Genomic DNA, 17,395 nt, shown 5'->3' on the forward strand with positions numbered 1-17,395 from the left:
TCGTGATGGTGCGTCTAGTCCCACCCTACAGCGCTTTGCCGTAACCCGCCGTCCCGCAATGCTCACAGAGTCTTCAAAAACTCGATCAGCGCCCGCTTGTCGGCATCGCTCAGGCCCTTTTCGTCCTGGGCGTAGTCGGTGCCGAAGTAGTGGCCCTTGTTGACCACGAAATCCGGGCACTTGCTGACCTCCAGCAGGGGTTCCACCAGATCGCTCAGCGCCGCCTTGGCCTGTTCGTCACTGGGATCGGGCGGCAGTGACTTGAAGTCGTGCTTGGCTTTCACCAGCACCTTGAACACCGCCAGCCGCTGTTCCAGGTCTATGTTGGACACCAGATTGATGGGGGTGCCCTTGGGGATGGGGCCGATCTCCACGCCGCTCTCGCCCAGCGCCCAGCCGGCTTTCCGTTCCAGCAGGCCGTACAACGGTTCCTTCTGCAGGAAATCGGGCAGGAAACCTTTCGGTACCTTGAGGTAGCTGGTGGCCGTGGTGGTGTCGATGATGCCGGGCACCCGCTTGCCGGAGAGGGTCACGAACTTGCGCTCGCCCTCCCGTTTCTCCGGCCATAGCAACTGCTCGATGGAAGCATCGAAGGATTTCATGCGATCTTCCACCGAGCCACTCCAGTAGAACGGTCCCAGCCGGTTGTTTTGCAGCAGGGGTGCGGTCGACCAGACGCTGATGAGGGAGGCGGGACGGGTGTAGCCGCGGCCGCCGGCGGGCATTTCGTACTCGCGCGGTTCCCCGGTCAGAGGATGGTGGACGATCACCTTGCCCACCGACGGCAGGTCCTTGTAGGAGCGGGAAGAGAAGTTGTCCCAAATATTGCCTTCCAGCGCATTGGTGGCCAGCGGGCTGCAAGCATTGGTTTCCAGCAGGGTGGATGGCACACGCAGTTCGGTGGAGAGGTAGTTGTCGTTCAGGAAATCCTTGGCCAGCACGATCTTCTTGGCCGCGTTCTTGAACTCCGCGGTCTTGGTCCAGGCCCAATAGCGATTCCAGCAGCCCAGGTAACCGGGTCCGTTGCAGCCTTTGTCGGGGAAGAAGCTGTAGGCCTTTTCCGGCAGCTTGCTGGAATGGCAGCGGGCACAGGTTTCGGCGAATACCACCTTGCCCCGTTCCAGTTGGCTGGCGTCCTTGGTCAGATAAGCTTCGCCGCCGGGCGCGTTCTTCAGGTAGTCGGGCTTGCCGGTGGCCAGGAAAAACAGCGCCAGGTCGGGGGTCTGGGCCTTGGTGGCGTTCCAGTAAGCGGAATTCCGGTCGGCATCGGCGATAGCGAAGGGGGTGATCTTCTTGCCGCCGATCAGGGGGATGAAGTGCTGCAGCCATTCCTCGCTGAACAGTCCTATGTTCACGTACACCCGGTTCAACGCTCCCAGGGCACCGACAGAATCGGAGCCGTCCTTCAGCACCCGCGGGGTGAAGGTGGTGTCCGGCGCCTGGTAGAAGGCATTCAACACTGAGCTGGGCGGCACGTAGGTATTGAGCTGGGAGTTGAGCTGCTCGCCCCCCGCCAGGGTCTCCTTGCCGGACTTCAGCGCCAACCCCATGCGCGCGCCCAGGCTGTAGACCGCGTTCATGGTGCGCGGGTTGTTGATGTAGTCGGTGGAAACGAAGGAGGTGTCCAGCGCGCCGGGATGGGAAGTGTGGAATAGCTGATAGGCGAAGCTCGAAGGATCGGCGTCCACCGTGAAGATGCGGTCCACCCAGAAGTATTGAGCGCCCGGATTGGAATTCAGGTTCTCCCACTTGGGATGTTCCGGGTCTTTGGGCGGATTGGACGGGTTCGGTCCGACGTGGCAGAAGCCGCAGCTCATGCCGACCCGGTAGGGTTTCACCAGTTTCTTGTCGTTGTAATAGCCGGGATCGGTGTAATAGCGCTCCGGATCCCAACGCTTCTTGGCTTCCTCGTCGAAGTCCGGGTTGGGGAACAGGCGCAGGCCAACAACGCCGGTGGCGTAGCCGTAAAACGACCCGATCGGCACCGTGGTGCCGCGGGCGCCGAACTTCACGCCGGGATATTTGGTTTCATTCTCGAAGGGGTCGGGCGGGCAATCGGCGCTGCGCACGTCCAGCCATAGGCCGAAGCGGTCGGCGCGGGGAGCCGTAGCCTTAGTGAAACAAGGTTCGTTGACCAGGCCCAGGTATTGCCAGCGGTTGTCGCGGCTGTAGCGGGTCTGGCTGGGGTGGCTGGACAGGGTCTTGAGGAAGTCCAGATTGCCGACGCTGTCGCGGGAGAGTTGATCCCAGAAACGGTCGTTGCCGCCGCTCCAGACGATCCAGTTGTTGCGGCCGATGGCCGCGGCCTTGACGGCTTGCTCTGGAGTGATTTCGGGGACATAGGGAAGCAATTCCGCCGCCACCGCCTTGGGGTCCTTGGTGACGCCGTAATCCATATCGCCGAAATAATCTTCGTCGGCGGCAGGAAAACTCTCCGCCGTACGCCCGGCACATAGCGCTTCGTCCCTGACCCCGCCTGATCCCTTGCCGCATTCGGGTCGGACCGGGTTGATGAGGTCGACGAGTTTTTCGTCCGCCCGGCGTTCGATCTGACATGCCGTCATCGCTAGCAGTATCGCGGACAACAACGACCAAGCCCCGAAAAGTTTTCTTATTTTCATGCGACTTCTCCTGTCCTTTCATCAGCCCACAATGCGCCGTAGACGCCGCAGGGACTGCATGGTCCCTGCGGCATAGCAACGAAAGTGACCGGGAGCAGCGTATCCGGTCGGACTCATCGCCGCCTCAAAGCGCTTATGACATTTAAAGAACGTGTCGCCGCCGGGTCTTGGCCAGGCTGGCGAAATCGACCGTACTGCTAGGAAGATTTCGTGTCAATAAGAATAACTCTCATATCACGAGGTCAGGGGGGCGTTCACCGAAAACTGTTTTCATGCAGTTACGGTAGATCGCGAGGCGGCCCTGGCGTCACGATCGATCACCTCGGCGGCTTTCTCGCTGATCATGTAAACGGCGCTGACGATGAAAAAGCCCGGGATCCGGGGGAAAACCGAGGCATCGACGATGCGAAGATGGTCCACTTGGCGCACCCGGAAGCGGCTGTCCACAACCGCCAGGGGATCATCCTCCGCCCCCATCCGGCAACTGCAGGAGGCATGATGGCCCCAGGCGTTGAATTTGGCGAACTCGGCAAGCTGTTCGGGACTATTCACCGTCGGCCCGGGCACCACCTCAGCGGCGATGTGCTCGCTCATACGCTCGCTTCGGGTGATGGCCCGCACGAATTGCAGGCCGTGAACCAGTGCCTGCAAATCTTCTCCGGCATGGTCGTTACCTTCGTCGAAATAGCGGAAATTGATGTAGGGCCGCTCGCGGGGGTCGGTGGATTTCAGTCGCACCACCCCCGCGGTATTATTGGTATGGGCCTTGAGGATGGCCCAGGTGAAGTGCTTCTGATCGGCGGCAACCAACCTGGAATAATCGGGGAAATAGCCGGCGAAACTACCAGGCATGCCGAAGATGAATAGGTCCGGATTGGCTTGCTCCGCCGTAGATTTTTTGGTGAAGGCGATGACCGCCCCATTGGTGGTAAAAATCCCTTCCCCTTCCAGCCACTCCCGGTAAAACGGATTGTCCGGTTCACCCGGCTGCGGAACCTTGAAGTCCAATCCGCGCAGCATCGGAAATTCGTTCTTCATTTCGGTGACCACCGCAATTTCGTAACGGTCCTGAAGATTCTCCCCAACTCCGGGCAGGTCCACCTGTACCGGTATCCCCAGGTTCTGCAGGTGGCGCTCCGGTCCGATCCCCGAGAGCATCAGCAACTGCGGCGTGTTGAAGGCTCCGCCGGCCAGGATAACCTCCCGCCGCGCCCGCGCCGAACCGGCGGTGGCGGGAGCCTCCCCTGCAGCCTGGCGGTCGGCCCGGTACAGCCGCTTGCCGTGCAAGTATTCGATACCCACGGCCATCTTGCGTACCGACGGACCATCCGCCGGCCGGACGTCTTCCAGAATTACCTTGGTCACTAGGGTGTTCAGCTTCACAGTCAATCGACTACCGCAACTGCGCTGTACGTCACGGATATAGTCCCGAGGCCCCGCCCGCCGGCCCTTGTGAGTAGTGAGGGGCACTTTGCACAGGCCTTCGCTGCGAGCGACGACGCTACGCCAATCGTTGGGGTCGAAGCGGGATTTCAGCAAATCCAGCGGCTTGCCGAGATGTAGCTGCAGCGCCGTAAGCACGCTGCCCAGCAGCACGTCGCGCATTTCCCGGTCGCGCAACACGGCGAGCACGGTATCCAGGCTCGGAAGGCTGATGGGCAGCCAGCCGGAGAATCCGTGACGGGCTCGGTTGTCACCATGGGACGAAGCGTACTGGCAGTTCTCGAGCCGTTCGAAATAGGCTCTCATGGAGTCGGCTCGCCACGATGGATCACCGGTGAGTTCGGCGATGTAGTCCCAATCGTCATTGTGGGGGTAGACCAGGATCATCGCATTGTGGGCGGTACAACCGCCCAGGGTGCTACTGCGCGGGTAGAGCACGCCATCCTGGTCGGGGCGGAATTTGCTGTCCTTGCGCGAGCGGGTCTCGTCCTGAAAATGGCGAACGAAGAAATCCCAGCGCATTTGCGGATCTTCCGACGCCAGCGGATGAAACAATGGAATCTGGTAGTTGGGCCCCTCGTCGTCGTCGCCGGCTTCCACCAGCAGGACCTTATGACCCCTGCGGGCCAGATTGGCGGCCAGGGGGCCGCCGCCTGCGCCCGAACCTACCACGATGTAATCGAATTCCGTATCCGCAGCAGGCACCGCGGGATCGCAGGTCACCGTCGTCCGCTGACGCAGTGGAGCGGCACAGCCGCTCAGCCAGGCACCGAGTGTGACAGCGGCCTTCATACAGAAACGGGTGAAACCGCGCCGAGTCATTCCGTATTTTTCTTCGTTCATTGTATGTCCTCGCGGTGATCGTCAAATCGGCAATCGTTTCCGCCGGCGGCCTAAGCCGGCGAGCCGAAAAGCTCGAGGGTTTGAAGGAGGTTACTGCCGTAACCCGGCGGCGAGCACGAGCACCCCGCTAGCCCTTGTCAACACAGGACAGTGGGAGCTTTCGTCCCCGCTTTGGCTCTGCACAGGTAGGTGAGCTTAGCTCCGCTTTTACCAAGAGATGGACGCTTGAAGGAAGTTTGCCGACGGCGAGTCCGCTGTTACTGCAATTTAGTCTACCTTGGAAGGCCGCAGTGCATCCCTGCACGGTTGTCCTGTTTCATCGCGTCGAGACACTCCATTTGGCCGGTCTTACTGACGCGTGTCCGTGGTGTATTGACAATGCGCTTCATGACGTTCAGAATACGCAGCTCTTCCGGTGAGGTGCTAGGCGCTGAAGCGGGAGGGTGGGAGCGTTGAGGTTTTGCAGTGGGCTTAGGGAAGAGGGTTTTGGAGCTGGTTGGGTTGGCGGCTTCGGGACGAAGGGGTTGACAAGGGGGTTGGGTGCTGTAAAATGAGCGGCTCTTGAACGGCACGGAGCTAACGGTGCCGGGTTCTTTAAAAAATTGATCAAATAATTTGTGTGGGCGCTTGCGTTCGAATGCATTAAGCCAGTCTTAATAAATTTCGATGTGAGTGCGTAACACGCGCTTAGTCGATTCAAGATAAAGTCCAGGGTAACCTGGCGAAGCCATTAAACTGAAGAGTTTGATCATGGCTCAGATTGAACGCTGGCGGCATGCTTAACACATGCAAGTCGAACGGTAACAGGCCTTCGGGCGCTGACGAGTGGCGGACGGGTGAGTAACGCGTAGGAATCTGCCCACGGGTGGGGGATAACTCTCCGAAAGGAGAGCTAATACCGCATAAGCCCTACGGGGGAAAGCGGGGGATCTTCGGACCTCGCGCCGGTGGATGAGCCTGCGTAGGATTAGCTAGTTGGTAGGGTAAAGGCCTACCAAGGCGACGATCCTTAGCTGGTCTGAGAGGACGACCAGCCACACTGGGACTGAGACACGGCCCAGACTCCTACGGGAGGCAGCAGTGGGGAATATTGGACAATGGGCGCAAGCCTGATCCAGCAATGCCGCGTGTGTGAAGAAGGCCTGCGGGTTGTAAAGCACTTTAAGCAGGAAAGAAGGGCGGAAGGCTAATACCCTTTTGCATTGACGTTACCTGCAGAATAAGCACCGGCTAACTCCGTGCCAGCAGCCGCGGTAATACGGAGGGTGCGAGCGTTAATCGGAATTACTGGGCGTAAAGCGTGCGTAGGCGGTTTGATAAGTCTGATGTGAAAGCCCTGGGCTTAACCTGGGAACTGCATTGGATACTGTCAGACTCGAGTGTGGGAGAGGGTAGTGGAATTTCCGGTGTAGCAGTGAAATGCGTAGAGATCGGAAGGAACACCAGTGGCGAAGGCGGCTACCTGGACCAACACTGACGCTGAGGTACGAAAGCGTGGGGATCAAACAGGATTAGATACCCTGGTAGTCCACGCTGTAAACGATGTCAACTAGCCGTTGGGAGCAATTAGGTTCTCAGTGGCGCAGCTAACGCGTTAAGTTGACCGCCTGGGGAGTACGGCCGCAAGGTTAAAACTCAAATGAATTGACGGGGGCCCGCACAAGCGGTGGAGCATGTGGTTTAATTCGATGCAACGCGAAGAACCTTACCTGGCCTTGACATGTCGCGAACCCTGCAGAGATGCGGGGGTGCCTTCGGGAGCGCGAACACAGGTGCTGCATGGCTGTCGTCAGCTCGTGTCGTGAGATGTTGGGTTAAGTCCCGTAACGAGCGCAACCCTTGTCCTTAGTTGCCAGCGAGTAAAGTCGGGAACTCTAAGGAGACCGCCGGTGATAAACCGGAGGAAGGTGGGGATGACGTCAAGTCATCATGGCCCTTATGGCCAGGGCTACACACGTGCTACAATGGTCGGTACAGAGGGCAGCCAAGCCGCGAGGTGGAGCTAATCCCACAAAGCCGATCTTAGTCCGGATTGCAGTCTGCAACTCGACTGCATGAAGTCGGAATCGCTAGTAATCGCGGATCAGAATGCCGCGGTGAATACGTTCCCGGGCCTTGTACACACCGCCCGTCACACCATGGGAGTGGGTTGCACCAGAAGTAGGTAGTCTAACCGCAAGGGGGGCGCTTACCACGGTGTGATTCATGACTGGGGTGAAGTCGTAACAAGGTAGCCGTAGGGGAACCTGCGGCTGGATCACCTCCTTATATAAGCTCGCTTCAATGCGGAGCGTAAGTGTCCACAACAAATTATTTGATCAAGACGAAGAGCTCGGGTCTGTAGCTCAGGTGGTTAGAGCGCACCCCTGATAAGGGTGAGGTCGGAGGTTCGAGTCCTCCCAGACCCACCATTGAGGGGTCATAGCTCAGCTGGGAGAGCGCCTGCCTTGCACGCAGGAGGTCGGGAGTTCGATCCTCCCTGACTCCACCATAACTCAAGTGATCGGCGATTGATGAGCCGCAAGCAGTATGAACCGAGTAATGCTTGCGAGTCATCATTTGTGGATGACTGTTCTTTAACAATTTGGAAAACGTACACTGTAATGCTCAGTGAAGATGGCCTTGAGCCATTGGAGCGAAAGCATAACACGCGAGATGTCAGCATTGCTGTATGACTTCAAACTTTTTGGGGTTATATGGTCAAGTGAATAAGCGCATACGGTGGATGCCTAGGCGGTAAGAGGCGATGAAGGACGTGGCAGCCTGCGAAAAGCTTCGGTGAGGTGGCAAACAACCTGTGACCCGGAGATGTCCGAATGGGGAAACCCACCTGTCATAAGACAGGTATCCTGCAGTGAATACATAGCTGCTGGAAGCGAACCGAGGGAACTGAAACATCTAAGTACCTCGAGGAAAAGAAATCAACCGAGATTCCCCAAGTAGTGGCGAGCGAACGGGGAGCAGCCCTTAAGCATCAGTAAGATTAGTGGAAGCGTCTGGAAAGTCGCGCCATAGTGGGTGATAGCCCCGTACACGAAAATCTTACTAATGTGAAATCGAGTAAGGCGAGGCACGTGAAACCTTGTCTGAACATGGGGGGACCATCCTCCAAGGCTAAATACTCCTTACCGACCGATAGTGAACCAGTACCGTGAGGGAAAGGCGAAAAGAACCGCGGTGAGCGGAGTGAAATAGAACCTGAAACCGTATGCGTACAAGCAGTGGGAGCCTACTTTGTTAGGTGACTGCGTACCTTTTGTATAATGGGTCAGCGACTTACTTTCAGTGGCGAGCTTAACCGACTAGGGGAGGCGTAGCGAAAGCGAGTCTGAATAGGGCGATTCAGTCGCTGGGAGTAGACCCGAAACCGGGCGATCTATCCATGACCAGGGTGAAGGTGCGGTAAAACGCACTGGAGGCCCGAACCGGGATCTGTTGAAAAAGATTCGGATGAGTTGTGGATCGGAGTGAAAGGCTAATCAAGCTCGGAGATAGCTGGTTCTCCTCGAAAGCTATTTAGGTAGCGCCTCGTGTATCACTCTCGGGGGTAGAGCACTGTTACGGCTAGGGGGTCATCCCGACTTACCAAACCGTTGCAAACTCCGAATACCGAGAAGTGCAAGCACGGGAGACACACGGCGGGTGATAACGTTCGTCGTGAAAAGGGAAACAACCCAGACCGCCAGCTAAGGTCCCAAAATCATGGCTCAGTGGAAAACGATGTGGGAAGGCACAGACAGCCAGAAGGTTGGCTTAGAAGCAGCCATCCTTTAAAGAAAGCGTAATAGCTCACTGGTCGAGTCGGCCTGCGCGGAAGATTCAACGGGGCTCAAGCCATGTACCGAAGCTGCGGATTTGACGCTCAGCGTCAAGTGGTAGAGGAGCGTTCCGTACGCCTGAGAAGGTCAACCGTAAGGTTGGCTGGAGGTATCGGAAGTGCGAATGCTGACATAAGTAACGATAATGCGGGTGAAAAACCCGCACGCCGAAAGCCCAAGGTTTCCTGCGCAACGTTAATCGGCGCAGGGTTAGTCGGCTCCTAAGGCGAGGCCGAAAGGCGTAGTCGATGGAAAACAGGTTAATATTCCTGTACCTGTTACAACTGCGATGGGGTGACGGAGAAGGCTAGGTCAGCCGGGTGTTGGTAGTCCCGGTTTAAGCGTGTAGGCAGGGGTTTTAGGCAAATCCGGAACCCTAATGTCGAGACGTGATGACGAGCTCGTAAGAGCAGAAGTGATTGATGCCAGGCTTCCAAGAAAAACCTCTAAGCTTCAGGTTGTAAGAGGCCGTACCAAAACCGACACAGGTGGGCAGGATGAAAATTCTAAGGCGCTTGAGAGAACTCGGGTGAAGGAACTAGGCAAAATGATACCGTAACTTCGGGAGAAGGTATGCCTCAAGTAGGTGAAGTGACTTGCTCATGGAGCCCAACGAGGTTGCAGTGAAACGGTGGCTGCGACTGTTTATTAAAAACACAGCACTCTGCAAACACGAAAGTGGACGTATAGGGTGTGACGCCTGCCCGGTGCCGGAAGGTTAATTGATGGGGTCAGCCGCAAGGCGAAGCTCTTGATCGAAGCCCCGGTAAACGGCGGCCGTAACTATAACGGTCCTAAGGTAGCGAAATTCCTTGTCGGGTAAGTTCCGACCTGCACGAATGGCGTAACGATGGCCACACTGTCTCCACCCGAGACTCAGTGAAATTGAAATCGCTGTGAAGATGCAGTGTACCCGCGGCTAGACGGAAAGACCCCGTGAACCTTTACTATAGCTTTGCACTGGACTTTGAATCGACTTGTGTAGGATAGGTGGGAGGCTTTGAAGCGCAGACGCCAGTTTGCGTGGAGCCAACCTTGAAATACCACCCTGGTCTATTTGGAGTTCTAACCCAGGTCCGTAATCCGGATCGGGGACCGTGCATGGTGGGTAGTTTGACTGGGGCGGTCTCCTCCCAAAGAGTAACGGAGGAGCACGAAGGTGCGCTCAGCGTGGTCGGAAATCACGCACAGAGTGTAAAGGCAAAAGCGCGCTTGACTGCGAGACAAACACGTCGAGCAGGTACGAAAGTAGGTCTTAGTGATCCGGTGGTTCTGTATGGAAGGGCCATCGCTCAACGGATAAAAGGTACTCCGGGGATAACAGGCTGATACCGCCCAAGAGTTCATATCGACGGCGGTGTTTGGCACCTCGATGTCGGCTCATCACATCCTGGGGCTGTAGTCGGTCCCAAGGGTATGGCTGTTCGCCATTTAAAGTGGTACGCGAGCTGGGTTTAGAACGTCGTGAGACAGTTCGGTCCCTATCTGCCGTGGGCGTTGGAGATTTGAGGGAAGTTGCTCCTAGTACGAGAGGACCGGAGTGAACGAACCTCTGGTGTTCCGGTTGTTTCGCCAGAAGCATTGCCGGGTAGCTATGTTCGGACAGGATAACCGCTGAAAGCATCTAAGCGGGAAGCCCCTCCCAAGATAAGATCTCCCTGGGACCTCGAGTCCCCTGAAGGGCCCTGGTAGACCACCAGGTTGATAGGTTGGGTGTGGAAGCGCAGTAATGCGTGAAGCTAACCAATACTAATTGCCCGTGTGGCTTGACCATATAACACCCAAACAGTTTGGTGAAAGCCAACAGGGTGTCTGACATCCGCGAAGTGTACGTTTTCCAAGACATCGACAAGGCCTAAGGCCTTGCCGATGAACAACAAAAGCTCCAAAAGCTTAACCAGTTTTGCCTGGTGGCCAGAGCGAGCGGGAACCACCCGATCCCATCCCGACCTCGGAAGTGAAACCGCTTAGCGCCGATGATAGTGTGGACCCCCATGCGAAAGTAGGGAACTGCCAGGCACCTAACCCCTAAACCCCCGCTCTTAAAATCAAGACGGGGGTTTTTTATTGCATCACTCTCGGCATAACCCTCCACGCTTACCATCTTTTCCGAAATGGCCGACGCTCACCGGCCGTAGTCGGCTTGAACGTGCCGAAAACCGGCGCTCGACAGGCTGCCGAGGGCGGATGAGATTGTGCGGCCCGACGCTAAGAAGCCGCATTGCCCTCCTCAAAACCCTCAATCAGGTCGGCGAGGGTCGCCTCGCGTCGGATACTGCCGATCTTCGCCTCCAAACCTTCGGCGCGTAGCAGATCGCGGGCATTGGCATGTGCGTTGACCAGCCGCAACAGGCGGTCTTCGCTGGCCAGTTGGGTCTGTAATGTAGCCAGCATGTGTGCCCCCGCCAAATCCAGGTTGGGCGAGCTGGACAGATCGGCGATCACGAGCTTCACGGATTCCCCTTCCTGAGCGAGGCGCTCCAACACTTTCTCCTGGATATGCTCCACGTTGAAATAGAGCAAGGGAGCCTCTGCCCTGAATATGACCACACCCGGTATGGTTTCATTATGCGGATGCCTGGCAAGGTCCGAAAACTGATCCGAGCCCGGAATCCGCCCCAGGAAGGCCACATGAGGGTATGACCCCCGTCTCAGCAAGAGTAGGATGGAAAATATGGATGCCAGCAAGACGCCTTTTAGTATCCCCAGGAACAGCACTCCGATCAGCGCTCCCATGGCGACGTTGAAGTCGAAACGGCTTACACGCCAGGCATGAGCCAGCCCACGGATATCGATTAGGCCCTTGATGGCCACCAGAACAATGGCGGCAAGCACCGCCTCCGGCAGACTTTGAAATAGGGCGGTCATGAATAAAAGGACCAAACCTATCATGCCAGAGGCCCAAAGAATGGCCATGGGCGTTTTGGCTCCAGCCTTGTCGTTGACGGCCGACTGGGATAATCCACCGGCCAACGGATAAGCCTGGGCAAGCCCGCCCAACAAATTGGCCGCGCCCAAGGCTAGTAGCTCCCGTCGCGGATCGATCCGGTACTGGTGGTTGGCCGCAAACGTTCGGGCGGCCGAAATGCTTTCGACATAAGAGAGCAGCAGGCAGGCTAGAGCCAGGGGAACGATCTCGCTGATTTCTTCACGCGTAACCTCGGGAAGCGCGAGAGCCGGAAGCCCCTGGGGCAATAGACCCACGACCTTGATGCCGCGTACATCGAGCGACGACAAGGACATCACCAGCAAGGAGGCGATGACCACGAGCAGGGCAAGGGGCCGGCCGGGCAAGCATTTTTCGCCCGCCATGAGCAGCAGAACTGCCACCAGGCCGAATGCGAGTACATAGGGATTGGTATCCCCGAGGTGCTCACACAGGGAGTAAACTCGACTGAAAAAGTCATGTCCACCGGCCGGCAGGCCGAAAAGTTTGGGCAACTGGGTAACCGCAATGCTGAGGGCGGCGCCGGCTTTAAAGCCGAGTAACACCGTTTCGGAAACGAAATTGACCAGTTGGCTCAGGCGTAACAACCAGCCCAACCCTCCCATCACTGCCGTTACCAGTGCCGTCAGGGCTGCCAGAGTCGCGATGCGTTCGGGATCGTGCGGCGCGAACTTAGCCAGCGAAGTGCCGACGGCAAGCGAAATCGCCGCCGTGGGGCCTATGGCCAATTGGCGCGACGTGCCGAAAAAGGCGTACCCCAAGCCGCCAAACAGGTAGCCGTAAAGACCCGATTGCGCCGGCAATCCTGCCATGGACGAATAGGCGATGGCGACGGGAATGGCGTATGCGGCCAACGTCAACCCGGCTAGCAGGTCACTGGCCAACCACGCGCATCGATAACCCTGCAGCCAGTCAGGAAGATAGGGTTTGATCCAGATGATCATGCCATGCAGCCCATTTGCCCTGATTGGAACGTGGATTCGGTTGGCTGGGCATCCTCACTGCGCCAGCCAGTCCTTCGCCTCATCCAGCTGATCGGTGGAAAAAAACCGCATTTCCGTTGTGCGCATCGGCTTTCCGACAAAAAGAAAAACCTCCTCCTCCCATCTCCTGTCGCCCACGACGGCCATCTTGGCAATTTCGCTATCAGGGAGAAAGGAAGTATCCGACCAGTCATCATCCTTGCTCCAGCCTTGGAAATCATCGAGAACAATCAACACCTTCGCCTGGTGGAACCACTCGGCTCCCAACTCCGCCAAGGCCTGACATTCCTGCAGATCACGAGGAGTGATTCGACCGGTGATTTTGATCCATATCTCTTGATCCAGTGATTTCATCAGTTGATAGGGCATAGGTTTTCCTTCGGATTGAGGGCCATCACCATAAGGTACGAATCGATACGGACCATCTCGGTCATTCAAGCTTTCCAAGTTTCTCCACGGCGAACACGCAGGCCTGCCAGGGACGCAGGTCCAGAAATATGCCGTGTGCGGCCAGATCGTTTCCTTCGCGGTCGTAGGAGGCACTATCGAGCAGATTCGAGAATCGCCATCGATGATCCGCAAGTTTTTCGAACGGCAGGGCAACGTAGCACTGGCTTTGGTTGGGCGCATAGTTCACAGCCACCAGCAATCGTTCGCCATCGAGGCCTTGCCAGGCGAAAGCCAGGAAACAATCGACGGTCCAATTGCCTTCCCAGGCGGACGCGCATTCCAGCAGTTGCCACACGCCGTTACGCACGACCCGCCGACGTAGCACGGCGAGTAGCTGATCGTAAAACCGTTCCAGATTCTGGTCGACGAATTCGTCCGGGCCTCGACCGAGATGGGGCGAGATCCGCTTCGTATGTCCCTGGAATTGCCCTTGGTGAAAGAAGCGCAGGCCGGGAGCCAGGAAGCTTATAACGGCAGCGGCTTCATGGACTTCCGGCGGGAACGTCGCCGCAGCGCGCGGCTCGTCGTGATTTTCAAGGAAGCGCGCCAGCTTGTTCTGGTATTCCAACCCCGCGCGGAAATGCTCGCGTACGGGGCGGGCACGACCGTCCCGTAGCCGGTCGTACAAGCGCTTGTCGTAGGTGTAATCGAACCCCTGTTGCTGCAGGGTCCATTCCATGTCCCAGTAGACTTCGGCCATGAAGCAGAAGTCCGGAAACCGCTCCCGAACTCGCTCGGTCGCTTGCCGCCAGAAGGGTTGGGCTTGCAGACCCCAAGTCCGCTCGAAGACGTCCGGCAGCACCAGCATGGCCATGTCGCAGCGGACACCATCGCACCACCCGGCGATCTTCAACAGTTCCGTTGCCATGGCTACTTGCGTGGCAGGGTTGCCGTAGTTGAGCTGCAGGGTGTCCGGCCAGCCCGGGAAGTACGGATCGCGCCCGTGGGCAAGGAGCAGGTCGCCTTGTCTGCGCTTTACCCAGGTATAGTTCTTCGGCGCCTGAGCCAAATCCAGTTCGGTTCCGGGAATGTAATACTCGGGGTGATCCTCCACCCAGGGGTGATCGAGCCCGGTGTGATTGGGGACGAAATCCAGCATCAGCCTCAGGCCGCGTAGGCGGAGCCGCTCCCGCAGGCGCGCCAGGGCCGCGTCCCCGCCCAGATGGTCGTGCACGGCATAGCCGGTGATGGCGAAACCGGAACCGGCGATGTCCTCTTCCCGCAAATCCGGCAGCGTCTCCTGGAATTCCTGGCGCCATTCGGGGTTACCGCGCGAAACCTGACGCCCGGCGGGACCGGTCTGCCAGACGCTCAGCATCCAGATCCAGTCGAAACCCAGTTCCTTCAGATGGTCCAGCTCGGCGTCCGGAATGTCATCCAGCGCAGCGGGCCGGCCCAGTTCGCGGGAGAATTCCGTCAGCCAGACGCGGGTGTTGATCTGGTACAGCGAAGGATAGGGGGCGTGTTCCATGACTTTCACTCCCGTCGGGAAAGACGCTATGAACCGGTGTTCTTGACGGCGGTGGCCCCCCGATCGCTGCGCTCTTCCGCGGCAGTCTCGGCGTAGGCCTTATTGCCACCTTCTAGAGCTTGTTCCGGTGTCAGGCTGGCAAACAGATGCAGGGTACGCGCGACTACGCCGGTCCATCCGGTCTGGTGGCTGGCGCCCAGGCCTGTCCCGTTGTCACCGTGAAAGTATTCGTAGAACAACAGGCAATCGCGCCAGTGCGGGTCCTCCTGAAACTTTCGACTCCCACCGTAGACCGGCCGCCGGCCATCCTGGTCTTGCAAAAAGATGCTGGCCAGTCGGCGCGAGATTTCCTCGGCGACCTGATACAGGTTCATGTGCCGGCCCGAACCGGTGGGGCATTCCACGGTAAAGTCGTTGCCATAGTAAAGATGATATTGCAGCAGGGCCCGGATGATCAGGGCGTTGACCGGCATCCAGATAGGCCCCCGCCAGTTCGAGTTGCCGCCGAACATGCCGGTGTCGGACTCGGCCGGGAGATAGGCGACGCGGTATTCCTGGCCGCCTGCCTGTATGACATAAGGGTGGTTTGCGTGGTAACGCGACAGAGAACGCAGGCCGTAGGGACCCAAGAATTCATTCTCGTCGAGCATCTTTTTCAGCACACGGCGCAGCTTGGTTTCATCCAGGATGGAAGCGAGCCGGCGACCGGCCACACCGGGCATGCGCGGGTCGTGGACCGCAGCGCACAGTTCGGGGCGGGCATCCAGGAACCACTGAAACCGTTCCCCGATTTCCGGGTATTTCGCCATCACCTCCCCCTCGAAGACGGTAGCGGCGCACAGGGGCAAAAGGCCTACCATGGATCGGACTTTGAGCCGCTGGGCCTGGCCGTCAGGCAAGCGAAGCACGTCGTAGAAGAAGCCGTCCTCCTCATCCCACATGCCAGTGTCCTCGCCCAGATGCGCCATCGCCCCACCGATCCACAGGAAGTGTTCGAGGAACTTGAGCGCCATGTCCGCGTAGTCCACATCGGTCGGCGCCAACTCGGCGGCGATTTCGAGCATGTTTTGCGAGAACAGCGCCATCCAGGCGGTGCCGTCGGCCTGCTCGAGGTAGCCTCCGGTGGGCAGCGGGGCATTACGGTCGAACACCCCGATGTTGTCCAGTCCCAGGAAGCCGCCTTCGAAGACGTTGCGACCCGAGCGATCCTTGCGGTTGACCCACCAGGTAAAGTTGAGCAACAGCTTCTGGAAACAGCTCTTGAGCCAGTCCTTGTCACCTTCCCCCCTTTCGGCTTTTTCCAGGTGATAGGTGAAGATGGTGGACCAGGCATGCACCGGCGGATTGACGTCGCCGAAATTCCACTCGTAGGCCGGGATTTGGCCGTTGGGATGCATATAGCGCTCCCGCAGCATGAGCTTCAGTTGTTGTTTGCCCAAATCGGGATCCACGAGGGTCAAGGCGATCACATGGAAGGCTAAGTCCCAGGCCGCGTACCAGGGATACTCCCACTTATCCGGCATGGAGATCACGTCGCCGTTGTACATGTGGTGCCAGTGGTCGTTGCGGGGCGCGACCTTGCGCCGAGGCTTGAAGGGATCGGAGCCGCGTTCCTCCAACCACTTGTCCACGTCGTAGTGGTAGAACTGTTTGGACCACAGCATGCCGGCCAAGGCTTGCCGCATCACGTTCGCCGCGTCCGCGCCGAGAGCGGGTGGCGTGATGGCCGCGTAGAACTCGTCGGCCTCGTTGCGCCGAGCCCGGAATACCTTCTCGAAATGACCGCCGAACGGGCCGGCCCCTTCGCCCCGGGTTGTTGCGAAGGCGGCCGGTGAGACATCGGACAATCGAAGCCGGATGATCTGGCATTCTTCTGGGTTCACGGTCAGGCAATAATGCGCCGCTACCTTGGTACCCTTTTTCTCCGGATTCAGCCCCCCTTCTTGGTCGTGGACGATATATTCGTTGATGCTGTCCTTGACGTAGGGACTGCGGTTGGGGATGCCGAAGATGCGCTGGGTATTGGTTTCGTTTTCCGTGAACAGGAACGGCGCGTCGCCCTCGCAGTAGAGGTAGCGTTCCCCCAGCCCGGAATCCACCGCCTTGATGATGTTCCCCGCCGAAACCCCCGCGAGTTGCTCAAGAGCGGGCCGGTCGGGACTGCCATGCCATGACCATTGATTGCGGAACCAGAGTGTCGGGAGGACATACAGCTTGGCCGCTTCTGGACCACGATTGTGAACGCTGATCTGGATCAGGAGGTCTTCGGGCGACGCCTTGGCATATTCCACGAACACATCCCAGTAACGATCCTGATCGAACACACCGGTATCGAGCAGTTCATACTCCGATTCGTTCCTCCCCCTGCGTCGGCTCGTCTCGACGATGTCGCCGTAAGGGTAGGCCGCCTGAGGATACTTGTAGAGGTATTTCAAATACGAATGGGTCGGGGTGCTGTCGAGGTAGAAGTAATACTCCTTGACGTCCTCCCCGTGATTGCTTTCACTGTTGGTCAGCCCGAAAAGGCGTTCCTTGATGATGGGATCTTTTCCGTTCCATAGGGCGAGCGCGAAGCAAAGCCGCTGTTGGTCGTCGGAAATGCCGGCCAAGCCATCTTCCCCCCAGCGATAGGCGCGCGAGCGCGCCTGATCATGGCTGAAATAATTCCAGGCATCGCCGCCTTCGCTGTAGTCCTCGCGTACCGTTCCCCACTGTCTCTCACTGAGATAGGGGCCCCACTTCTTCCAGGGAGCTTTATGCTGCCTGGCCTCTTCGAGCCGGGCTTCTTCGGCGTTCATACAGCCGTCTCCTTAGCCTCG

Annotated in this window: 6 protein-coding genes, 2 tRNA genes and 3 rRNA genes; 5 read left to right on the plus strand and 6 right to left on the minus strand. The window is 58.1% G+C overall.

Annotation, left to right across the window (positions count from 1 at the left end):
* Positions 1 to 62: 62 nt before the first annotated feature.
* Together JWZ97_RS02945 and JWZ97_RS02950 are read right to left on the minus strand one after the other, a co-directional pair.
* Positions 63 to 2,621, minus strand: a complete 2,559-nt coding sequence (locus JWZ97_RS02945) for a hypothetical protein (RefSeq protein WP_205433298.1) — start codon at positions 2,619 to 2,621, stop codon at positions 63 to 65.
* A 270-nt stretch (positions 2,622 to 2,891) separates the two neighbouring features.
* Entirely contained in the window at positions 2,892 to 4,907 is a 2,016-nt protein-coding gene (locus JWZ97_RS02950; protein WP_240342456.1) for a GMC family oxidoreductase, read from the minus strand.
* A 732-nt stretch (positions 4,908 to 5,639) separates the two neighbouring features.
* On the opposite strand from JWZ97_RS02950, the gene JWZ97_RS02955 reads away from it, so the two are divergent.
* The 5 genes from JWZ97_RS02955 (at position 5,640) to rrf (ending at position 10,744) form a co-directional block, all read left to right on the plus strand.
* Positions 5,640 to 7,175 (plus strand): 16S ribosomal RNA (locus tag JWZ97_RS02955).
* A gap of 66 nt (positions 7,176 to 7,241) precedes the next feature.
* Positions 7,242 to 7,318, plus strand: a tRNA-Ile gene (locus tag JWZ97_RS02960).
* Between the two features lie 4 nt (positions 7,319 to 7,322).
* Positions 7,323 to 7,398 (plus strand) — tRNA-Ala (locus JWZ97_RS02965).
* Between the two features lie 207 nt (positions 7,399 to 7,605).
* Positions 7,606 to 10,499 (plus strand): 23S ribosomal RNA (locus JWZ97_RS02970).
* A 132-nt stretch (positions 10,500 to 10,631) separates the two neighbouring features.
* Positions 10,632 to 10,744, plus strand: a 5S ribosomal RNA gene (rrf, locus tag JWZ97_RS02975).
* Together the 16S, 23S and 5S rRNA genes with 2 tRNA genes alongside form the textbook arrangement of a ribosomal RNA operon.
* A gap of 189 nt (positions 10,745 to 10,933) precedes the next feature.
* On the opposite strand, the gene JWZ97_RS02980 is transcribed toward rrf, so the two are convergent.
* The 4 genes from JWZ97_RS02980 to JWZ97_RS02995 all read right to left on the minus strand — a co-directional run bounded on the left by JWZ97_RS02980 (position 10,934) and on the right by JWZ97_RS02995 (position 17,374).
* Positions 10,934 to 12,616 (minus strand): SulP family inorganic anion transporter, encoded by a 1,683-nt coding sequence (locus JWZ97_RS02980; RefSeq protein WP_205433299.1) that lies wholly within the window; start codon positions 12,614 to 12,616, stop codon positions 10,934 to 10,936.
* A 54-nt stretch (positions 12,617 to 12,670) separates the two neighbouring features.
* Positions 12,671 to 13,024 (minus strand): STAS/SEC14 domain-containing protein, encoded by a 354-nt coding sequence (locus JWZ97_RS02985; protein WP_205433300.1) that lies wholly within the window; start codon positions 13,022 to 13,024, stop codon positions 12,671 to 12,673.
* 61 nt (positions 13,025 to 13,085) lie between these two features.
* Entirely contained in the window at positions 13,086 to 14,576 is a 1,491-nt protein-coding gene (locus JWZ97_RS02990) for an alpha-amylase family glycosyl hydrolase (RefSeq protein ID WP_205433301.1), read from the minus strand.
* A gap of 26 nt (positions 14,577 to 14,602) precedes the next feature.
* Positions 14,603 to 17,374, minus strand: coding sequence for a glucosidase (locus tag JWZ97_RS02995; RefSeq protein ID WP_205433302.1), 2,772 nt, complete (start codon positions 17,372 to 17,374; stop codon positions 14,603 to 14,605).
* Positions 17,375 to 17,395 lie beyond the last annotated feature (21 nt).

Source organism: Methylococcus sp. EFPC2 (assembly GCF_016925495.1).
GTDB lineage: Bacteria > Pseudomonadota > Gammaproteobacteria > Methylococcales > Methylococcaceae > EFPC2.

Bases quoted from the DNA above. Each gene is read 5' to 3' on its own strand.
- JWZ97_RS02945 (WP_205433298.1), bottom strand. From the start codon at position 2,621: ATGAAAATAAGAAAACTTTTCGGGGCTTGGTCGTTGTTGTCCGCGATA.
- JWZ97_RS02950 (WP_240342456.1), bottom strand. From the start codon at position 4,907: ATGAACGAAGAAAAATACGGAATGACTCGGCGCGGTTTCACCCGTTTC.
- JWZ97_RS02980 (WP_205433299.1), bottom strand. From the start codon at position 12,616: ATGATCATCTGGATCAAACCCTATCTTCCTGACTGGCTGCAGGGTTAT.
- JWZ97_RS02985 (WP_205433300.1), bottom strand. From the start codon at position 13,024: ATGCCCTATCAACTGATGAAATCACTGGATCAAGAGATATGGATCAAA.
- JWZ97_RS02990 (WP_205433301.1), bottom strand. From the start codon at position 14,576: ATGGAACACGCCCCCTATCCTTCGCTGTACCAGATCAACACCCGCGTC.
- JWZ97_RS02995 (WP_205433302.1), bottom strand. From the start codon at position 17,374: ATGAACGCCGAAGAAGCCCGGCTCGAAGAGGCCAGGCAGCATAAAGCT.